16 protein-coding genes are annotated in these 19,179 nt (G+C 44.2%); 7 read left to right on the top strand and 9 right to left on the bottom strand.

Annotated elements, in window-relative coordinates:
* Positions 1–464 precede the first annotated feature (464 nt).
* Together AC1RM2_RS17355 and AC1RM2_RS17350 are read left to right on the top strand one after the other, a co-directional pair.
* Positions 465–1,457 carry a hypothetical protein gene (locus AC1RM2_RS17355; RefSeq protein ID WP_492986447.1) on the top strand — a complete coding sequence of 331 codons (993 nt, stop codon included), beginning with the start codon at positions 465–467 and terminating at the stop codon, positions 1,455–1,457.
* The gene (locus AC1RM2_RS17350) at positions 1,387–3,696 is read left to right on the top strand and encodes a hypothetical protein (protein WP_492986446.1); all 2,310 of its coding nucleotides are present in this window, start codon (positions 1,387–1,389) and stop codon (positions 3,694–3,696) included. Before AC1RM2_RS17355 ends, AC1RM2_RS17350 begins: the two co-directional genes overlap by 71 nt.
* Before the next feature lie 29 nt (positions 3,697–3,725).
* Here AC1RM2_RS17350 and AC1RM2_RS17345 read toward each other — a convergent pair whose 3' ends face one another.
* Positions 3,726–4,292, bottom strand: a complete 567-nt coding sequence (locus tag AC1RM2_RS17345) for a cysteine hydrolase family protein (protein ID WP_492986445.1) — start codon at positions 4,290–4,292, stop codon at positions 3,726–3,728.
* A gap of 127 nt (positions 4,293–4,419) precedes the next feature.
* Entirely contained in the window at positions 4,420–4,992 is a 573-nt protein-coding gene (locus AC1RM2_RS17340) for a Crp/Fnr family transcriptional regulator (protein ID WP_492986444.1), read from the bottom strand.
* Positions 4,993–5,454: 462 nt separating this feature from the next.
* On the opposite strand from AC1RM2_RS17340, the gene radA reads away from it, so the two are divergent.
* On the top strand, positions 5,455–6,930 hold the full coding sequence (gene radA, locus AC1RM2_RS17335) for a DNA repair protein RadA (protein WP_492986443.1): 1,476 nt from the start codon (positions 5,455–5,457) through the stop codon (positions 6,928–6,930).
* A gap of 109 nt (positions 6,931–7,039) precedes the next feature.
* Here the strand turns inward: radA and AC1RM2_RS17330 are convergent, their stop codons facing one another.
* The gene (locus AC1RM2_RS17330) at positions 7,040–8,416 is read right to left on the bottom strand and encodes an NHL repeat-containing protein (RefSeq protein WP_492986442.1); all 1,377 of its coding nucleotides are present in this window, start codon (positions 8,414–8,416) and stop codon (positions 7,040–7,042) included.
* Between the two features lie 254 nt (positions 8,417–8,670).
* Between AC1RM2_RS17330 and AC1RM2_RS17325 the strand changes: the two genes are divergently transcribed.
* A complete protein-coding gene (locus tag AC1RM2_RS17325; RefSeq protein WP_492986441.1) occupies positions 8,671–9,135 on the top strand; it encodes a DUF4920 domain-containing protein in 465 nt (154 codons plus the stop codon).
* A gap of 39 nt (positions 9,136–9,174) precedes the next feature.
* Here the strand turns inward: AC1RM2_RS17325 and AC1RM2_RS17320 are convergent, their stop codons facing one another.
* The 3 genes from AC1RM2_RS17320 to carB all read right to left on the bottom strand — a co-directional run bounded on the left by AC1RM2_RS17320 (position 9,175) and on the right by carB (position 13,375).
* The gene (locus tag AC1RM2_RS17320) at positions 9,175–9,654 is read right to left on the bottom strand and encodes a hypothetical protein (RefSeq protein ID WP_492986440.1); all 480 of its coding nucleotides are present in this window, start codon (positions 9,652–9,654) and stop codon (positions 9,175–9,177) included.
* Between the two features lie 91 nt (positions 9,655–9,745).
* Positions 9,746–10,402: a hypothetical protein gene (locus tag AC1RM2_RS17315; RefSeq protein WP_492986439.1), complete on the bottom strand. Its 657-nt coding sequence runs from the start codon at positions 10,400–10,402 to the stop codon at positions 9,746–9,748.
* A 156-nt stretch (positions 10,403–10,558) separates the two neighbouring features.
* Positions 10,559–13,375 (bottom strand): carbamoyl-phosphate synthase large subunit, encoded by a 2,817-nt coding sequence (gene carB / locus AC1RM2_RS17310; protein WP_492986438.1) that lies wholly within the window; start codon positions 13,373–13,375, stop codon positions 10,559–10,561.
* Between the two features lie 495 nt (positions 13,376–13,870).
* On the opposite strand from carB, the gene AC1RM2_RS17305 reads away from it, so the two are divergent.
* Positions 13,871–14,401 carry a hypothetical protein gene (locus AC1RM2_RS17305; protein ID WP_492986437.1) on the top strand — a complete coding sequence of 177 codons (531 nt, stop codon included), beginning with the start codon at positions 13,871–13,873 and terminating at the stop codon, positions 14,399–14,401.
* 2 nt (positions 14,402–14,403) lie between these two features.
* Here AC1RM2_RS17305 and AC1RM2_RS17300 read toward each other — a convergent pair whose 3' ends face one another.
* The 3 genes from AC1RM2_RS17300 to panC all read right to left on the bottom strand — a co-directional run bounded on the left by AC1RM2_RS17300 (position 14,404) and on the right by panC (position 16,710).
* Complete coding sequence (locus tag AC1RM2_RS17300; RefSeq protein ID WP_492986436.1) at positions 14,404–15,339, bottom strand: energy transducer TonB; 936 nt, start codon at positions 15,337–15,339, stop codon at positions 14,404–14,406.
* A gap of 66 nt (positions 15,340–15,405) precedes the next feature.
* Positions 15,406–15,756, bottom strand: coding sequence for an aspartate 1-decarboxylase (gene panD / locus AC1RM2_RS17295; RefSeq protein ID WP_090651607.1), 351 nt, complete (start codon positions 15,754–15,756; stop codon positions 15,406–15,408).
* Positions 15,757–15,879: 123 nt separating this feature from the next.
* Entirely contained in the window at positions 15,880–16,710 is an 831-nt protein-coding gene (gene panC, locus AC1RM2_RS17290) for a pantoate--beta-alanine ligase (protein ID WP_492986435.1), read from the bottom strand.
* A gap of 155 nt (positions 16,711–16,865) precedes the next feature.
* Between panC and AC1RM2_RS17285 the strand changes: the two genes are divergently transcribed.
* Both AC1RM2_RS17285 and AC1RM2_RS17280 read left to right on the top strand, forming a co-directional pair.
* A complete protein-coding gene (locus tag AC1RM2_RS17285; RefSeq protein ID WP_492986434.1) occupies positions 16,866–17,690 on the top strand; it encodes a glycogen/starch synthase in 825 nt (274 codons plus the stop codon).
* 15 nt (positions 17,691–17,705) lie between these two features.
* A complete protein-coding gene (locus AC1RM2_RS17280) occupies positions 17,706–19,112 on the top strand; it encodes a DUF4270 family protein (protein ID WP_492986433.1) in 1,407 nt (468 codons plus the stop codon).
* Positions 19,113–19,179: the final 67 nt, after the last annotated feature.

The raw sequence follows: 19,179 nt of genomic DNA, 5'->3' as shown, positions 1-19,179 counted from the left end.
AATTATTTGTGAGGATAAAAAATGAGTGAACACATTCATGTTGAGGTATTTGGCGAAATGCTAAAGGAGGAATGATGTATATCGCACGGCGGAGACGACTCACCCCGACGAGGCTCCGCCCGTCTGCCCCTCTCTCCGACTGCGTCGCATAGAGGGGCGAAAAAAGAAAAAAGATAAGAAAATAAAAAAGGAGCTTCACCCTCTTTGCGGCGCAGCCGGAGAGAGGGTCGGCCAGCGCAGCGTAGCCGAGGTGAGTCGTAGCCGCCGTTCGCCGCCCATGTTTATTTGAACCGAAACACATCATATCGAGGTAAGTTGCCAAACAAAGCTATCGGATACCGTTGAATAATTGTAGTTTTGGTTGCGACAAACAAGAGGTAAAATGCGACAATAGCGGCAGGTATTTAGAAATGAATTTTATGTATAACCGTACCTGTTTCATAGTTGTTTGCTGTATAGTTTTCATGTTTTTTGCTTGCTCGTGCGGTAAAAACAACAGCACGGCCGCAACCGCTTTTTACTATTGGAAAACCAATTTTAAACTCGGGGCCGGGCAGGCAGGCCTAATAAAACAGGTTGGTACCAACAAGATATACGTCCGGTTTTTTGATGTAAACTGGGATAAAAATCAGCGCCGCGCATACCCCAACGCGGTGGTGCAGTTTAACGATACCTTGGCCGGGCTAAGTATTACCCCGGTTATTTATATCGCCAACACCACCTTCGAAAACATGCCCGATACAGCCGTTGATAGCCTGGCTGTAAATTGCAATAAACTGCTTGGTAACCTTGCCGTTGAGCAACATATTAACTATACCAGCGTACAGGTTGATTGCGACTGGACGCTGACCACCCGGCAACGGTATTTTAATTTCCTGCTGGCTTTTAAAAAGCTTAACCGGCACCAGTTACAGGCTACCATCAGGCTGCACCAGGTAAAGTTTAAGGAGCGTACCGGCGTGCCCCCTGTTGATAGGGGAGTGCTGATGTTTTACAATATGGGTAAACTGAATTCCAATTTGCAGCAGGCCAACTCTATTTACAATGATACCGACGCCGAAAAATATGTACCCTATGTAACATCGTATCCACTTAAACTGGATGTGGCATTACCGCTGTTTTCGTGGGCCATCCACATCAGGGAGGGTAAAGTGATCCAGGTGTACGGTAAAATAGGGCACGGGCAGCTTGATAACCGGGAGGATTTTGAAAAGATTGCTGGTGCAAATAATTACAGCGTCAGGCACAGCTTTTTTTTAGCAGGTATTTATATCAAACAAAATGATATTTTTAAGCTTGAAGAAATTACCGCTGCCGGTTTAAACACGGCAGCAAAACAATTGGTTAAATACCTCCCGCAACAACCCAACAGAACCATCATTTACTATGAACTGGCCAACATCAACCTATCTGAATATCAGGCAGAAACTATCCGCCAGGTTTCTGATCGTTTTTAGCTTTTGTACCCTTGCCCTTGCCGGGGTAATCTGGGCCTGTGCCGATTCGGAGGAATGGGAGTACTCGGCCTTTACGCCCGAGTTTTTTGTAAATAAGCAATACTCGCCATTTTTTTATACCGGCAACGAGGTTTACTACGGTTTGGGCCACGCCGATGACAGTAATATATGGTACAATGATAAGGTGACTGATGAGTGGTATCGTCATTTTAACGGGCAGTTTGCCCGCCAGTCTCTCCTGTTTTTGTTAACTACGGCAACCCCCGGGATGATTGACACCGTTTATAAAACCTACACCGGTGCCTTGCATGCTTTACCGGCAGCATACCCCGATAGCAGCAAAGGCAGGCCCGATAAAGCGCAGCTTTCCGGCTTTTTTAAATACCTGCAGCTGGCCAAAAGTTGCGAAGTATTTACCGTAAACAATAGCCAGCGTAGCTGGGACAAAGTTACCCCTTTATACGCACCCGCTAAACTGGAGTCATCATTAATGCATGCTTTTCAGGATGAAAAAGATCCGTTCATCAAATCGCGGTTGTGGTTTCAGTTGGTCAGGTACTATTATTTCAGGGACGATGACGCCGACAACGCCAAATCGGTAGCGATATTTAATAAATATAAAGATGGGTTTGCAAAGGATTTAACCTATTACCGCGCCCTTGGTTATGTTGCAGGTTATTATTACCACCAAAAAAACTATGCCCTATCCAATTACCTGTATAGCCTGTGTTACAATTACTCGTACGAATTAAAGATCCCCAGTTACTGGAGCTTCCACCCGCAAAATGAAACCGACTGGAAGGCTACGCTGCGGATGGCAAAAAACAAAGATGAGCAAATAACGCTTTGGCAAATGCTGGGCATCCAGTATGATGAAAACCGGGCTATGAAAGAGATTATAGCACTTGACCCAAAATCTGAAAAACTTGATTTGTTGTTAAGCCGGATGGTTAACAGCCATGAATCCTCGGGGATATACAGTGACCCTGTTAACCCGGATTCGGTTAGGAAAAGCTACCTTGATGGTAAGCACCTGGTAGAAAACATTGCCTTGAAAGGTAACACCGCCAAACCCTACTTCTGGAACCTGGCTGCCGGCTATATCAATTATATGGATAGCAATTATAAGGCCGCCGGCAAGTTTTACGCCATTGCCAAAAAACAGTTCCCTCCGGGCGATGTAAACGTACAGGCGCAAGGCAAACTGTTGGATATATTGCTGATAGTTAACAAACTCAAAAGAATGGATGCCACCACCGAGCGCCAGCTAACCGAACCATTAAACTGGCTGGCCGACCCAACCCTGGGAAAAAGCGGATCGACATTAAATAAATTGAGGTACAGTGATGCCAAAGGCACGGTGATGCAGGTAATTGCGCGGCTATATCACCGGCAAGGTAACCTGGTTAAGGAAGTTTGCTTTAACAATAACTATGTAATTTATAAAGATAGCGCGCAGGTAGAAAACCTGGTTAAGCTGCTTACAAAAACCAATAAAACACCTTTTGAAAAGGTGATGGTACGTTACTACCCTGTAACTTTAGATAACCTGTATTACCACCAGGCGCTTAGCCTGGTTTATCGGCAGCAAACGGCTAAGGCGATATTCCTGCTAAAAAAAATGAAGCCTGTAGAATTTGTACTTTACGCCAATCCCTTCAACAGTCGGATAACGGATTGTCATGATTGTGACGCCGCCGCCCCGCAAAAGCAAAAATTTACGCCATTATCCTTTGTGCAAACGCTGCTAAAACTGCAAACCGAAGTAAAAGCCGGCAAAAACATATACCGCAATGCCTGGCTTATGGCCAACGCTTATTACAATATTACCTATTACGGCAATGGCCGCGCATTTTACCAGTATGAAAACCTTGGCATCGATACGTCACCTAATGCACTTAATACGGATTTATCGGGCAGCGGTGATGACGCTAATGCGGCTTTGGATAGTTATTATGACATGGCCACAGCTACCAAATATTACACCCTTGCGCTCCGCAACGCCACAACCAATGAACAGCGGGCACGCTGCACCTTCATGCTCAGCAAATGCGCCCAGAATGATTTTTATAACGGGGTAGATAATCCTAACTATATTAAAAAGGTAATTAACGATACAAGCTATACTTATTTAAACAAGTATTTCCAGCTGTTAAAAAACAACTACAGCAAAACAGCTTATTATAAAGAGGTGCTTAAAGAGTGTGAATACTTTAAGAGTTATGTGGATGAGAAATAGCGTGGTAAAAAGAGGGCGCGGCAAAAAGTTTATATCGCCATTTGTTTTTTACTCCAATCTGCCAATGTCATCACCTCTGCCTGCCTAACAAAAACTTTTGTAGTCAGCACACGGTGCACTTCTTCATCTGCGTCGCCGCAGCAATCTGCCAATACCGTAATGCGGTAATCTTTATCGGCAGCTTCGCGCAGGGTTGATAGCACTACGCCGCTGGTATCAATGCCGGTTAATACCATATGCTGAATTTGCTGTGCCCTTAAAATCACTTCAAGATCGCTTCCGGTAAAGGCGCTCACGCGGCGTTTTACCACAATAGGCTCATTGGCTGCGGGCGCCAGGCGGGGATGTACTTTTATCATCACGTCGGGGTTAATGCCCGAAAGGCGGTCTTTAGTGTTGCCAAATATTTTATTTTGACGGCTAATTTCCGGCCCGCCTGCTCTGAAACCTACAACCACATAAATGACGGGTATTTGCGCGGCGCGTGCATAGGCTATAGCGTTGGCCATATTGTCAAGTAGCGTTTCAGGATTGCCAATGCGTGCTACCACGGGCAGCTGCATGTCCATCACTAAAAGGGCTGTATTATTCTGCATGGTTTACCGGGTTTAATTTGTTAAATGCATGGTTTTGCTAAATCGATATTTCAAACAGCATTACTTTATAAACAGCCGTAAAATTAACTGATTGAGGCAGGATCCGCCCGCGACAAATGTCTCAAAATTATTTTTTCGCCCTGATGCGGCTGAGGGTTCGCCGGTTCACTCCCAGGTATGAGGCAAGTTGAGTAAGCGGGATTCGCTGTAACAGATGGGGCTCATTTTTCTCGATGTACCGGTAACGTTCGGCGGGGGAGTACATTTTGAAAAGGTTGCTATGCACATTTAAATCAAGTAACATGCTGCTCAGCAGCCTTCGGCCAAAAACCATGATGTGTGGGTTGGCATAGCATTGTTGTTCTAACATTTTGCGGTTTAATACCCATATTTCGCTTTTCTCGCCCGCTACTATCGTAAATTCAGAAGGGATCCCCGCCTTGGCATTCCTATGGTCGGATGTTACCGAACCTTCCAGGTGGAAGTAAATATTGATTTGCAGCCCCTGGTTATTGCAGTAATATGTACGCAGATGGCCGCTTTCTACAAAATAAAATGCAGGGCAAACCTCCCCGGCTTTCAAAACGATATCGCCTTTTTTAAGCTTTCTCTCCTCAAAATGCCCTGCTATGGTGGACGCCGTTTCCGGCGATTCGGGAAGCAGCAGGCTAAGATATTTGAGCAGATTGGCGTTACCCATTTTCAAAGATACAGAATAAGGCACCCGACACGTTACCGTAATTTAAATAAGCAGCTTTAAGCTTTTGCATCCGGTTTTTAGTTTTTATATAGCCCTCCCCGGCTACTCATTTTATCTCCGAAAAGCCGGGGATGCAGAAAGGTATCCAAAAGTGGGCAAAGGGTATTCAAAAGGTACCGAAAGGATGTACTATGGGTGTCGGAGGGTATCGGCAGGTGAAGTTTGGGTGATAGCTAATTCGTTCATTTTCAATTAATTATATATTTTTGTTTTATTTAATTTGTTATATGTTTGATTTTCAACGAGTTGAGATGTTACCTGTTTTGAGATGAAAAATGAAGGGTAGAAGCGGAAATTGCTAAATAAATTAGTAAGTCAGAAAATTTATCCACATATTTGTGTATGCCGTGCAAATTTCACCATTTGTACATTTGAAATTTAAAATCTGGACATCAAACTTCCATGGCCAAAACTAAAATTGCCTATTTCTGTCAAAGCTGCGGCTTCGAATCGCCCAAATGGTTGGGTAAATGCCCGTCGTGCCAGCAATGGAATACTTTTGTAGAAGAAATTATAGAAAAAGGTAACACCAGCAATGCCGTACCCACCTGGAAGGTAACATCCAATACCCAGCAACGTGCCAACAAGCCGGTTCAGGTAGCCGATATTACCTTTAACGAAGAGGATAGGGTACTTACCCCCGATAAGGAATTTAACCGTGTTTTGGGTGGCGGAATAGTAGCAGGCTCGCTGGTGCTTATTGGCGGGGAGCCGGGTATAGGCAAATCAACCCTGATGCTGCAACTGGCGCTAAATATGCCAAATTTAAAGGTACTGTATGTATCAGGCGAGGAAAGTGAAAGGCAGATTAAGATGAGGGCGGAAAGATTGACAGCCCCCCAGCCCCCTGAAGGGGGAGCAAAAGGGAACGGCTCAGTTCTAATTAATGCGCAACAAACTCCCCCTTCAGGGGGCGGGGGGGCTTATATACTTTGCGAGACATCTACCCAAAACATATTTAAGCAAATAGAGGCGCTGGAGCCCGATTTAGTGGTGATAGATTCTATCCAAACCCTGCACTCATCGCACATTGAATCCACCCCGGGGAGCGTATCGCAGGTACGCGAGTGCACGGCCGAAATGCTGCGCTTTGCCAAAGAAACTTCTACCCCGGTTTTCCTGATAGGGCATATTACCAAAGATGGTGCAATTGCCGGCCCCAAAATACTGGAACACATGGTTGATACCGTGTTGCAGTTTGAAGGCGACAGGCACCATGTTTACCGCATTCTGCGCACCATAAAAAACCGTTTTGGCTCGGCATCTGAACTGGGCATTTACGAGATGATGGGCGAAGGGCTGAGGGAAGTATCCAACCCGTCCGAGATCCTGCTATCGCACCGCGACGAACCACTGAGCGGCATCACCATATCGGCCACTTTAGAGGGCATGCGACCTATGCTGATAGAAACCCAGGCATTGGTAAGCGCATCGCCCTACGGTACCCCCCAGCGTACAGCTACAGGCTTTGATACCAAACGGATGAGCATGCTGCTGGCTGTATTGGAGAAGCGCTGCGGTTTCCGGTTGGGGGCCAAAGATGTATTCCTGAATATCACCGGCGGCATCCGGGTAGAAGATCCGGCTATCGACCTGGGCCTGGCCGCGGCCATCATATCGTCGCATGAAGACATGCCTATCCCCTTTAAAACCTGTTTTGCGGGCGAAATTGGCCTGTCGGGCGAGATAAGGGCCGTTAACCGTGTGGAGCAGCGCATTGCCGAAGCACAAAAACTGGGCTTTAACCAAATTTTTATCTCTAAATACAACCTTCCATCCGGCGGCCAGGATAAAAAGCGCATGGACCTATCCCGCTACGATATCGATATTAAAATAGTAAGCAGTATCGAAGAGGTATTTGGGCAATTGTTTGGATAGAGGTGAAAGGTGAAAGGTGAAACAACCGGGCTTCGCCGGTTGATTCACCTGGTTGGGACATGCCGCTAACGCAGCTACCTTTTACCTTTCGCCTTTATCCTTTCACCTACTATAAAGATGGCAATACAATTTTACGGATACGGTTGTTGCCAGAGTCGGTTACGTATAAGTTGCCGCTTGCATCGGCAGCTACGCCTTGTGGCGATGCAAACAGTGCGTTTTTACCGCTGCCTTCGGCAAAGCCTGCGGTGGCGCTAAGGCCGGCTAATGGCAGTAAAACTTTATCGGTAGTAATTTCAAATACACGGCCGGTTTGGTCAGCTATAAAAAGGTTCCCTTTAGCATCAAATGTTAATGCCGTCGGCGAGCCGACAACCCGGTGTTTGGGATCGCCTAAATAGGTGCTCACTACACCTGCGGAGGTTACTTTGCGGATAGAATAATTTAGCGCGTCGGCTACATAAATATCGCCGGCTGCATTAATAGCCAGGCCCGATGGCTTGTTAAATGAAGCAGTGGTAGCCGTAGTATTATTAACCCAGGCCGCCGCCCTGTTGCCGGCAAATGTAGTTACCACACCAGCCGCCGTAACCTTGCGGATCAGGTTATTGCCACTGTCGGCTATGTAAAGGTTACCAGAGCCGTCAATCACTATACCGCGGGGGTTGTTAAATGTAGCGGCTGTACCTGTCCCATCGTCATAACCTGCGGTCCCGCTGCCTGCCAGGGTGCTTACCACACCAGCCGGGGTTATTTTGCGGATAATATTGTTGCTAAAATCGGCTACATAAATGTTGCCTGCGGCATCAGTTACCAAACTTTGTGGTGCGTAGAAGCGGGCATTGGCCAGTGAGCCATCTACGTACCCGATTGTTCCGTTACCTGTTAATGTGTTTACCGTTGCGCCGGTAGTAACAGTCCTGATGGCGCTGTTAAAAGCATCGGCTATATAAATAGTACCTGTACTACTGATGGTGATACCTTGCGGACTGTAAAAAGACGCAGCGGCACCTGTAGCATCAATGAAGCCAACACTACTGTTACCGGCAAATGTGCTAACGGTACCTACTTTCGATGTCAAATCGGCACCGGTAGTAAATTCCACAACTTTACCATAGCCGGTACCAACAGAATTGGTGGCGTAGGCGCGTACATAATATTTAGTGTTAACTTTTAAGCCTTTCATTTTACTGGCGTAGGTTAAATAGTTAACAGTATCGGCAGTTTTTGAATCGGCAGTAGTTGGGGTTGTGTTTGTTGCGCTCCAGCATACACCATAGGTTGATACGGCATAAGTAAGCGCTTCGGTAATAAAACCGCCGCTGTGGGCGCTGGTATCGGCAGCATCTTTAACCACATCAGTGGTGGATATAACAGGCACTACGCCAGGAGTAGGATTATTGCTTTTAACACACCCTGCCTGGGTTAAAGCAATAGTAAACACTACTGCCGCAAACAGGATGGAATTAGTAAGATTTTTGTTCATTTGAAATAATGTGAATTAATGAGAACGGTATTATCAGCTGTAAAAATAAACAACTTGACAAAGCTTATTACCTAAAACGAATATTTTAACATTCATTAACACTTAAATAAAAGCCGGTTGCAAATTGAATAAAAATAAATGAGTTTAAAGTGAATATAATACGGCCAATAAACACAAAATGTAACAGTAACAGGCCGGTAAAGTAAATACAACATTTTGCCGGCTATAGTGTTATGTAAAAACAAGCTATTGTTATGAAAATATCCGTGTTACTGATGGCCTTGCTGATGTCTGCAATGGTATTTGCTCAAAAGCACATTCCGCTACCTCATGGTATGGTTTACGGAAAAAAGCCCGATACCGTGGCCATGATGACTGCCAATAAAGTGGAAGCCTTTATGGGTAAAAAGACAAGAATAAGTACCACTATTGAGGGTAAGATCATCAAGGTGACCAAAGAACAAGGCGGTTGGTTTGATGTAGATGCAGGTGGCGGCAAAATAGTGGCAGCCCATTTTAAAGATTATAATGTCATGCTGCCATCACAGCTGGCTGGCCGTACCGTGATCATAGAAGGTGTGGCCGAAAAAGTGTTTATAGCCGATGACCTGCAACACTTGGCAGGTGATACGGTAACCGGGAAAAAACAACACAAGGTAAAAACAGACCCTAAAAGGAAAATTACCTTTGAGGTAAAAGGGCTGATGGTTGATATGTAGTAATTGCGGCTACAATCCCCCAAGAATTGCATCGGTAGCTTAATTGAGCCGGGTAAACGAGAAACTGTAAATAAGGCGTACACCTGCAATCGGTGTAGACTGGTGCTTGTTTTTCAGATAATCGCCGTGAAGATTTAAATCGATGGTTTGCCGGTGGGTCGACATGAGTATAAAACCTAACCCTCCTGTTCCGCCGGAGCCGCTCCCGCTATCGCCGTTGTAATTCGCGAAACCACCGGCAGAAACATAAATTGTTGGATCAAAGTAATACCGCCCTGCAAGGCCCGCGTAAATGCCGTAAGCCACCTCGCCACCTATTGAGGGGACTAAACTTACAGCTTTAGCCAGTTTTATTTCGCCTTGTAAAAGCGAACCAAAACCCATGCTGTTTTCCTTTGAGGTATTAAGGGCGGCTCCGATACCAATGGCGTTTTTGGCCTGGCCTTTAACCTTGCCGGCACAAAAAAATGCACATACAAATAATATAGAAAATACAAAAACCTTATTGTTAGCAGGCATAAAGTGTTTTTTATGCAAAATAACAATAAGGATTTATATGTTTTTTAACTATTTGTTAATTAAATCTAAGGTCGCCGGTTAAAACCGGCGATTATACATACAGGCCACTGGTAAACAGTTCCTTAACTTTTTGGGTTACCTCGGCCCGGTTTACTGTGGATGCTTCGCGTTTGCATTTAAGGTGATGCTCCTTTGCTACTTTTTCGGCCAGGTCGCCAAGGGTTTTTACTTTTAGTTCTTTACCAAATTTACCGGCAAGCGCCAGGCCCGAAAGCGCTACGGCCAAACCAAAGCATGCCACTATCGGCTGGAAAAAGAAACCGGCAACCGAGGCTGCTAAAATGAACGCAAATGCCGCTATTACCCCTTGCTTAGGCTCCAATAAATTGAGTTGGAAACCCATTTCTCGTTCTATTTCGTTAATAACCACAATACGGTTATCGCGCGGAAAAATGTCTTCGAGTTTTGTTTGGGGTTTTACCAGTTCCCGTGGCGCGGCAATGGTGGAATTAATGGCATTCCTGATCTTATAAAATGCCTGCTGGGTGGTGCAGCTTTCGTTGTTTACGTGTTTTATTTTTTCAACAACAATATCGCAAAGTTTACCGAAGGTTTTTACATCCCTTACAGACGTATCTTCGAAACTGATATTAAATGATCTTTCAATTTTTACAAGAACGTCACCTAACTCCTCAGGGTCAACACTATTAAGGTTGAATGCCTGGTTATTATTCAAATTAACTTTCAAACTATAGCAACTAAATTTAACCATAAATTGCCTGTAACCGGGGCTACAGGCAATTGTTATTAGCTATTAAACAATGTTAAGTCTTAAGTTCTAAGCCTCAAGTCCTAAGTCCGATTTATTACTTTTAACTTTGGACTTAATACTTTGGACTACAAACTACCGGCTCAGGTACATCGATTTCTCTTTGTACAGGTGACGGAAATATGGATCCTGAAGGTTAGGGATAAAGCGGATAGCCTCACCTGTCGATTTCATTTCAGGGCCTAATTCTTTGTTCACTTCAGGGAATTTATCAAACGAGAACACCGGTTCTTTGATGGCATAACCCCAAAGCTTGCGTTCGATGGTAAAGTCTTTCAGTTTGGCAACGCCCAGCATTACTTTGGCCGCTATGTTGATGTATGGTACATCGTAAGCTTTGGCTATAAAAGGCACCGTACGTGATGCACGCGGGTTGGCTTCTATCACAAACACCTGATCGTTTTTTACCGCAAACTGGATGTTTAGCAAGCCACGCACGTTTAGTGCCCTGGCTATTTTTTCAGTGTACTCTTCCATCTGGCTTATCACATTATCGGATAAATCAAATGGCGGCAATACCGCGAATGAATCGCCTGAGTGGATACCTGCAGGCTCAATGTGTTCCATTAAACCCACTATATGCACATCGTCGCCATCGCTTATCGAATCAGATTCGGCCTCGGCGGCACGGTCAAGGAAGTGGTCAATCAGTACGCGGTTACCTGGCAGGTTTTTAAGTAAGCTTACAACAGCTTTCTCCAAATCCTCATCGTTAATCACAATGCTCATGCCCTGGCCACCCAATACATAGCTTGGGCGAACAAGTACCGGGTAACCAACCTGGTGGGCTACTTCAAGGGCTTCTTCGGCACTTTCGGCAACACCGTATTTAGGGTAAGGGATATTCAATTCTTTCAACAAGTCGCTGAAACGGCCGCGGTCTTCGGCCACATCCATATCATTGAATGAGGTACCTATGATGTTAATGCCGTGCTCATGCATCTTTTCGGCCATTTTTAAAGCCGTTTGACCACCAAGCTGTACAATTACGCCGTAAGGTTTTTCCAATTCGATGATCTCGCGAACATGCTCCCAGTAAACCGGCTCAAAGTATAGCTTATCGGCCATGTTAAAGTCGGTTGATACCGTTTCGGGGTTACAGTTAACCATGATGGCTTCAAAACCCGATTCTTTTGCGGCTAATAATCCGTGTACGCAGCTATAATCAAACTCAATACCCTGGCCAATACGGTTGGGGCCCGATCCTAAAACGATGATCTTCTTTTTATCAGACGAGACAGATTCGTTTTCACCTTCGTAAGTGGAGTAATAGTAAGGTGTTTTTGCAGGGAACTCCGCAGCACACGTGTCAACCATTTTGTAAACACGCTTAATGCCCAGGGCTTTGCGGCGCTGGTAAACATCCTCTTCGGTAACGTTACCTAAAATGTAAGCTATTTGCGTATCCGAGAAGCCTTTTTGTTTTAAGGTGAACAGGAAGTCTTCAGGGATATTATTCAGCGAGTAGCGGCGCAGTTCGTTCTCTAAGTTAACCACATCCATGATCTGGTTCAGGAACCAGCGATCTATCTTGGTTACCTTACGCACCGATTCGATAGGTACGCCAAGGCTTAGCGCGTCGTAAATATGGAATAACCTGTCCCAGCTTGGGTGTTCCAGGCTGTGCATAATTTCTTCCAGGTTGCGGCTCTGGCGGCCATCGGCACCTAAACCGGCCCGGCCTATCTCTAAACTTTGACAAGCTTTTTGCAATGCTTCAATAAAGCTGCGGCCAATGCCCATTACCTCGCCTACCGATTTCATTTGCAGGCCAAGTTCGCGGTTGGCGCCTTTGAATTTATCAAAGTTCCAGCGTGGTATTTTTACAATCACGTAATCCAAAGTAGGCTCAAAATAAGCCGAAGTTGTTTTGGTGATCTGGTTTTCTATTTCATCAAGGTTATAACCTATGGCCAGCTTAGCAGCAATTTTAGCAATCGGGTAACCGGTTGCTTTGGATGCGAGTGCAGATGAACGCGATACCCGTGGGTTAATTTCAATGGCGATGATGGCTTCATCGGCAGGGTTAACCGAGAACTGTACGTTACAGCCGCCCGCAAAGTTACCAATGGCGCGCATCATTCGGATGGCCTGGTTGCGCATATCCTGGTAGCAGCGGTCGCTCAGTGTCATGGCCGGGGCTACGGTTATCGAGTCGCCGGTATGGATACCCATCGGGTCGAAGTTCTCGATAGAGCAGATGATAATTACGTTGTCGTTATTATCGCGCAGCAGCTCTAATTCGTATTCTTTCCAACCTATAACGGCCTGTTCAACCAAAACCTCGTGGGTAGGCGATGCCTGTAAGCCTTTGCTTAATGCGGCATCAAAATCTTCTTTTTTGTGTACAAAACCTGCACCTTTACCGCCAAGGGTATAGCTTGGGCGGATAACCAGCGGGAAACCAATTTCCTGCGCGGCTTCTTTACCTTCCAGAAATGAGTTGGCAATTTTTGATTTGGCTACGCCTACACCAATATCAACCATCAATTGGCGAAAAGCTTCGCGGTTTTCGGTTTTTTCGATTGCGGCAATATCAACACCCACAATTTTAACATTGTGTTTTTCCCAAATACCCTGCTCGGCAGCCTCAATACAAAGGTTAAGCGCGGTTTGGCCACCCATAGTAGGTAGTACCGCGTCAATTTGCCGCTCGTTAAGTATCTGCTCGATACTTGCGCAGGTTAAAGGCAGCAGGTAAACATGATCGCCAATAACCTTATCCGTCATGATAGTGGCGGGGTTGCTGTTGATGATAGAAACGGTGATGCCTTCTTCTTTAAGGGAAAGGGCGGCTTGCGAGCCGGCGTAATCAAATTCGCAGGCCTGGCCAATAATAATGGGGCCAGAGCCGATAATCAGAACGGATTTGATGGAATTATCTTTGGGCATAGGGCTTTTTTTTAAATCAAAAGTTCTAAGTCAAAAGTTAAAGGATTTTTAACTCCTTTAAACGATTTTTCCTATGCACTGAAGGCGAGAAATCCCGACCTCAGTGTCGGGGTGCAAAGATAGAGTTTTGACGCACACAATTAATCTTTTTTTTGAATTAATATTTATATTTTATGTACGTCCTTAAATTTTAGCATTTCGGTGAGTTTTAGCTCCTTGTCGGTATCAAATCCGCATGATAGCAGGATTTTTCTTACGGGTAATGAATGCCAAATAACATATTACATCATTGCGATTTAACGAAACAAATGAAGTGTGAAATGAGTATACGTTTTAAATTGGAAATATGGCGACAGTTGTTCATTTTACAATGTACTTGCAATAAACCATTTGTTTCCATAAAATCTTAATATATTTATACAAGGTATAAATTACCTATAAAACCAATTAAACTTGTAATTGTAGTAATGTACAATTACCTTACAGCGATAAATTATGATGAAGAAACATACATTTTTTCTGTTTGCCGCTATTTTCCTGTTCGGAAGCTGTGGTATGCTGCAGTCAATCATGAAATCTACGTTCCCTTACACGGCTAACCTGGTAATTCCTGCATCGTCGTCGGTCGATCAGCCGCATACCGCCATAAGTACGGCCAACAGCTTCGACCAGGATTTTACCAAAGATGGCAATAATGCAAACCGGATAAGTGAAGTTCGTATTATATCGGCAAAGCTACAATCAAAAGATCCATCGGATTATAACATTGGCAATATTGCTGCTTTAAGGATTTATATGGCCAAAGCCGATGGCAGCGACGAGGTATTAGTAGCCATTCGTAAAGATATTACTGCCAACGTTGGTAACAGTGTGGTGCTGGATATAGATAACTCGCATTTTTTGGATGAGATTGTAAGGGAGCCAAGTGTGCGCATTAGGATGGTTTACCTGTTGCGTAAAGCCGCTAACACCGATGTGGAACTGAAAGTATCGTTAAGTATAGGTGCCGAACCCCGGGAGCGATAGTATCAATACCCCTGCAGTGCAAAAGTAACCGGCACCGAATACAGAACCCTGACAGGCGACCCAAAACGCATACCTGGTATCCATTTAGGAGAAGCGTTTAATACCCTTACGGCCTCGGCATCAAGCTCACGGTTAACAGTTTTTGTAACTTTAACCTCTGAAACCTGCCCGCTTTTTTCAACAACAAAAGTTAAAACTACACGGCCTTGAATATTATTTTGCCTTGCATAGGTGGGATATTCAATATGATTGGAAAGGTACCGGCCAAAACCCGGCACCCCGCCCTTAAACTGCGGCGGCACGCTCCTTGTTTTGGTATAGGTATTAACTTTGCCATCATCTAACGTTGCAGTGCCTGAAATGAGTTGGCCGTTACTATAATTTTCTTCAAAGCGGGTATGAATATCGTCAAAACGGCCTTTCCAAAGCCCTTCCCGTTTGCCATTTTTGATTTCGCCCTCTTCGGTTATTTTTTTAAAATCGTTACTATAACCAACATAATGCCCGTTGCCATCGGTTACCAATGGCGTTCCTAAAGAATCGAGACAATCCGTCACCAAATAGTTCTCTTCAAAATCATTATAAGGGTTATCGTTATCAGGAAATTCCCGGCCAAGGTATAACTTACCATTTGGGAAATAATCATACGCGCTATTAATCTCCTTACCTTTTTTGTAGGTGCGCACAGATTCTTTATTGCTGTTTTTAAAGTACGTGATGCACTGGTCCTCAAGTGTTACCGGATCGATGGTAGAGGTTTTACCCAACATCTTAACTTTCCCGTTAGGGTAGTACTCCAGAACATTGAAAAAAACAGTCCCTGAATCGGGCTCGCGAATGATCCTGATATAATCAGCGCTATCGCGGACATCAACATGTTTGCCGTTGTTTTTCAAAAAATAAACATTCTGGCGCTGGGCAAAGCAAAGCGATGCCATGAGAAGGAAGGTAAAGGTTAAAGGTAATTTCATTAGTAAACCAGGGGGCTTTAAAACCGCGCTAATTTACTTTATTAATTTATTATCGGCATCAGGAAATACCAATATAGGTTCATATTTTCTCGCTTCGTCGCGCTCCATATAGGCGTATGACATAATAATAACCACATCGCCAACCTGGGCCAGCCTGGCGGTAGCACCATTTAAGCAAACCGTGCCGCTGCCGCGCTCACCTTTTATAACATAAGTTTCAAAGCGCGCGCCATTATTGTTATTCACTATCTGAACTTTTTCGTTCGGAATAATATCGGCTGCTTCTATCAGGTCTTCGTCAATTGTAATACTGCCCACATAATTCAGCTCTGCCTGCGTAACCTTCACCCTGTGAATTTTGGACTTCAATATTTCAATAATCATGGCGCAAAGTTATAAACTTTTTTGTTCATGGGTCATAGTTGATGGTTCATGGCCAAAAAGATTACAATTAATTCATAGTCAGCACCTAATAAACTACCTGTACCATGAACGATGAACGATGAACTAAAGCATCAACGTATTATCTATCAATCTTGTTTTACCTACCCGGGCTGCTACCAGTGCAACTACACTTTTTGTGGCCGAATTGGCCGGCAGCAGCGTATCGCCATCAACAATTTCAAAATATTCAAGGCTGATGTCCGGCTCAGCACCTATCATCTGTTCGGCCTGCTGCTGAAGCTGGGGTATATTCTCTGTATCGAAATTGCTTTTAACCCAGTTTAACGTTTTCGATAATATAAGCGCGTGCTGCCTGTCGCCGGCAGTTAAGTGAATATTCCTCGAGCTCATGGCCAGGCCATCGGCATCGCGTAAAATGGGGCACATGATCAGCTTTACCGGCATGTTCATCAAATCAACCATTTTATTGATCACCATAAACTGCTGGTAGTCTTTTTGGCCAAAAAAGGCGATGTCGGGCTTTACGATGTTGAACAGCTTATTTACCACCTGCATAACACCCTGGTAATGTCCCGGGCGGAATTTACCTTCCAGTAAATGCTCCAGGTTGCCTATGTCTAAATGCCATTTCTCATTATCAGCATACATCTCATCAACCGCCGGGTTAAACAATATATCGCAGCCTGCCTGCTCCAACATAGCTATATCGGCAGCTATGGGACGGGGGTACTTTTCAAGGTCTTTGGGATCGTTAAACTGGGTTGGGTTTACAAAAATACTGCAAACCACTTCGGTGCTAATTTGCTGAGCCTGTTTAATTAACGATATATGGCCGTTATGCAGTGCGCCCATTGTAGGTACAAAGCCAACAGTTTTGCCGGTTTTGTTGGCAAAGTACTGGTTTAGCTGTTGCCTGGTGGTAAATATCTTCAATGTAGTTTGAATTACAAAATTTGGCAAAGGTGTGCATTTACGCAAAAAATACCAAAAGTTACTTGCACAATTCGTTGACAGTTCATATAATAATGATTATATTTGCACACTCAAATTTTTTGACTTCTTTACATATTTTTAATACTGATTAAGTGATGGGTAAATCTAAGCTATTGTTTATAACTCATGAAATGTCTCCTTTCCTTGAACTCACAAAAATTGCTGAAATAACACGCCAACTCCCGCAGGCAATGCAGGAGAAGGGATTCGAGATCCGGATCCTTATGCCGCGTTTTGGCAATATTAACGAGCGCAGGAACAGGCTTCATGAAGTTATCCGTTTATCGGGTATGAATATTATTATCAACGATAATGATAACCCGCTGATCATTAAGGTAGCATCTATCCCGGCAGCGCGTATGCAGGTGTATTTTTTAGATAATGAAGAATATTTTCAGCGTAAACATGTGTTTGGTGATAAGGACGGTAAGTTTTATGCCGATAATGACGAGCGTATGATCTTCTTTTGCAAGGGCGCATTGGAGACGGTTAAAAAATTAGGATGGGCTCCTGACATCATTCATTGCCATGGATGGTTAAGCGCCCTGGTGCCTGCGTATTTAAAAACTACTTACAAAGACGATCCGACTTTCAAGCATTCAAAAATCATCTATTCGATTTACGAAAACGATTTTAATGATAAGCTTGATGCTGATTTTGCCCAAAAAGCAATCATGAACAACATGACCGAGGCTCACGTTGACGCTTACAAAGAGGGTACCAACACTGCACTTTATGCCGGCGCAATCCAGTACTCAGACGGGATTGTTTTGGGCAGCGAGAATATCGACGCAGATGTGTTAAATAATGTTAAAAACAGCAATAAATCGGTTTTAGAATTTGATTCTACCGCAGATTTCGAAAATTATTACAATTTTTACGACGAAATTACCAACGACGAATTGGTGCATGTTGCATAAGACTTAATATTATATATGAAATTTTTCAGATTAGACTTATTGACCCTGTTAATAAGTCTTTTTATTTTCAATAGCTGTAAGCGCCAGGAGGGCATAGGTTTAGGGGTAGATACATCATCCCAGGTAAGCGGCACTTTGCTTGTTGATACCACCGTTACCATCAACACTGTTGACGAAGATACCGTAAGCGTAGTTACATCGGGTTTAACCAAAACACCACTTGGCGAATTTGTTGATCCGATTTTTGGTACAACAAAAACAAACGTAGCACTGGGTATTCTGCTGCCAACGGCGCCGTATACAGTTCCTGCAGGTACACTTACTATAGATTCGGCCGTGCTTGTACTTGGCTATGCTGATGGCTTTTATGGCGATTCCGTAGTTTCACGATATAAAGTTAACGTATATCAGCTACAGGATAAACCTACTAACCAAACCTATTACGGCACTAAACGCTGGGCAAGCCAGGCTACTGTATTGGCAACTAAAACATTTACCGCCAACACACATGATAGCTTAACTATTGCCCGCATCCGTAAGGATACTATTGATACCGTGCAAAGGGTTGCACCGCAGTTGCGTATACCTTTTAGCAAGCAGTTTATTTATGATAACCTTTTTAATGCTACTGGAACCGCATTGGCTTCTGACGCGGCTTTTCAGGATTTAGTTAAGGGCTTATATTTAACGCTGGCACGAACACAATCATCAAACGCGGGTGGTACATTACAATTAAATCTTTCTTCCACACGGTCGCACCTTGATGTATTTTACAAGGCCAAGAATGATGCCACAACAGATACTGCAAGTGTATCGTTAACCTTCCCTATACACGCTGCCGAAATAAGACATCAGTATGGCAGTGTGACGGATGCGGCAAGAAAGGCTAAAGTAACCAGCCAAACTACGGTTTACCTGCAAGGCCTGGGTGCCTTACGTGCCAAAGTTGGATTCCCGGGTTTAAGCAAGCTTAACCCCGATTCAATTGTATTAAACCGCGCCGAATTAATCATAACACCTGTGCAGGGCTCGGGTATTCCGTATGCCTCGTTGCCTAAATTGGCCATGTATCAACTGGATATTGCCAACCAGCGCATTTTGATTCAGGATGCATCGTCGTCAAACGCACTTTACCAGGCAGGTATATTTGGTGGCTTTTACACCCGTACAACCAAAGAACCTGTAAAAGCCTACCGGTTTGTAATTACAAGCTACGTGCAGGATTTGATTCGTAAAAAGACAATAGATTATGGCACTTACGTTGCCCCTATTGATACTACCGAAGTAAACTCAACTACTGGTGCAGGCATTATAGCCCCCAGCGCGCAAATTGCGGGCCGTACAATATTGATTGGTAGCGATAAAAACTCGCCATACCGCATCAAGCTGAATATTTTTTATACCAAGATACCCAAGCTGTAAAAACTTAATTAAAATAAAAAGAATCCCCGCTTAGGGGATTTTTTTGTTTAAGCCCAAAATACTTCTT

Source organism: Mucilaginibacter sp. GW822-FHT03E02, from assembly GCF_058801545.1.
The sequence above is the reverse complement of the archived record's forward strand: the minus strand, read 5'-3'. Positions and strand labels throughout refer to the sequence as shown.

Excerpts from the sequence above, each read along its gene's own strand:
- radA (WP_492986443.1), top strand. The coding sequence starts at position 5,455 with ATGGCCAAAACTAAAATTGCCTATTTCTGTCAAAGCTGCGGCTTCGAA.
- AC1RM2_RS17345 (WP_492986445.1), bottom strand. The coding sequence starts at position 4,292 with ATGCAGAATAATACAGCCCTTTTAGTGATGGACATGCAGCTGCCCGTG.
- AC1RM2_RS17285 (WP_492986434.1), top strand. The coding sequence starts at position 16,866 with ATGGGTAAATCTAAGCTATTGTTTATAACTCATGAAATGTCTCCTTTC.
- panD (WP_090651607.1), bottom strand. The coding sequence starts at position 15,756 with ATGATTATTGAAATATTGAAGTCCAAAATTCACAGGGTGAAGGTTACG.
- AC1RM2_RS17340 (WP_492986444.1), bottom strand. The coding sequence starts at position 4,992 with ATGGGTAACGCCAATCTGCTCAAATATCTTAGCCTGCTGCTTCCCGAA.
- AC1RM2_RS17280 (WP_492986433.1), top strand. The coding sequence starts at position 17,706 with ATGAAATTTTTCAGATTAGACTTATTGACCCTGTTAATAAGTCTTTTT.
- AC1RM2_RS17355 (WP_492986447.1), top strand. The coding sequence starts at position 465 with ATGTTTTTTGCTTGCTCGTGCGGTAAAAACAACAGCACGGCCGCAACC.
- AC1RM2_RS17305 (WP_492986437.1), top strand. The coding sequence starts at position 13,871 with ATGATGAAGAAACATACATTTTTTCTGTTTGCCGCTATTTTCCTGTTC.
- AC1RM2_RS17330 (WP_492986442.1), bottom strand. The coding sequence starts at position 8,416 with ATGAACAAAAATCTTACTAATTCCATCCTGTTTGCGGCAGTAGTGTTT.
- AC1RM2_RS17320 (WP_492986440.1), bottom strand. The coding sequence starts at position 9,654 with ATGCCTGCTAACAATAAGGTTTTTGTATTTTCTATATTATTTGTATGT.
- AC1RM2_RS17350 (WP_492986446.1), top strand. The coding sequence starts at position 1,387 with ATGAACTGGCCAACATCAACCTATCTGAATATCAGGCAGAAACTATCC.
- AC1RM2_RS17325 (WP_492986441.1), top strand. The coding sequence starts at position 8,671 with ATGAAAATATCCGTGTTACTGATGGCCTTGCTGATGTCTGCAATGGTA.
- AC1RM2_RS17300 (WP_492986436.1), bottom strand. The coding sequence starts at position 15,339 with ATGGCATCGCTTTGCTTTGCCCAGCGCCAGAATGTTTATTTTTTGAAA.
- carB (WP_492986438.1), bottom strand. The coding sequence starts at position 13,375 with ATGCCCAAAGATAATTCCATCAAATCCGTTCTGATTATCGGCTCTGGC.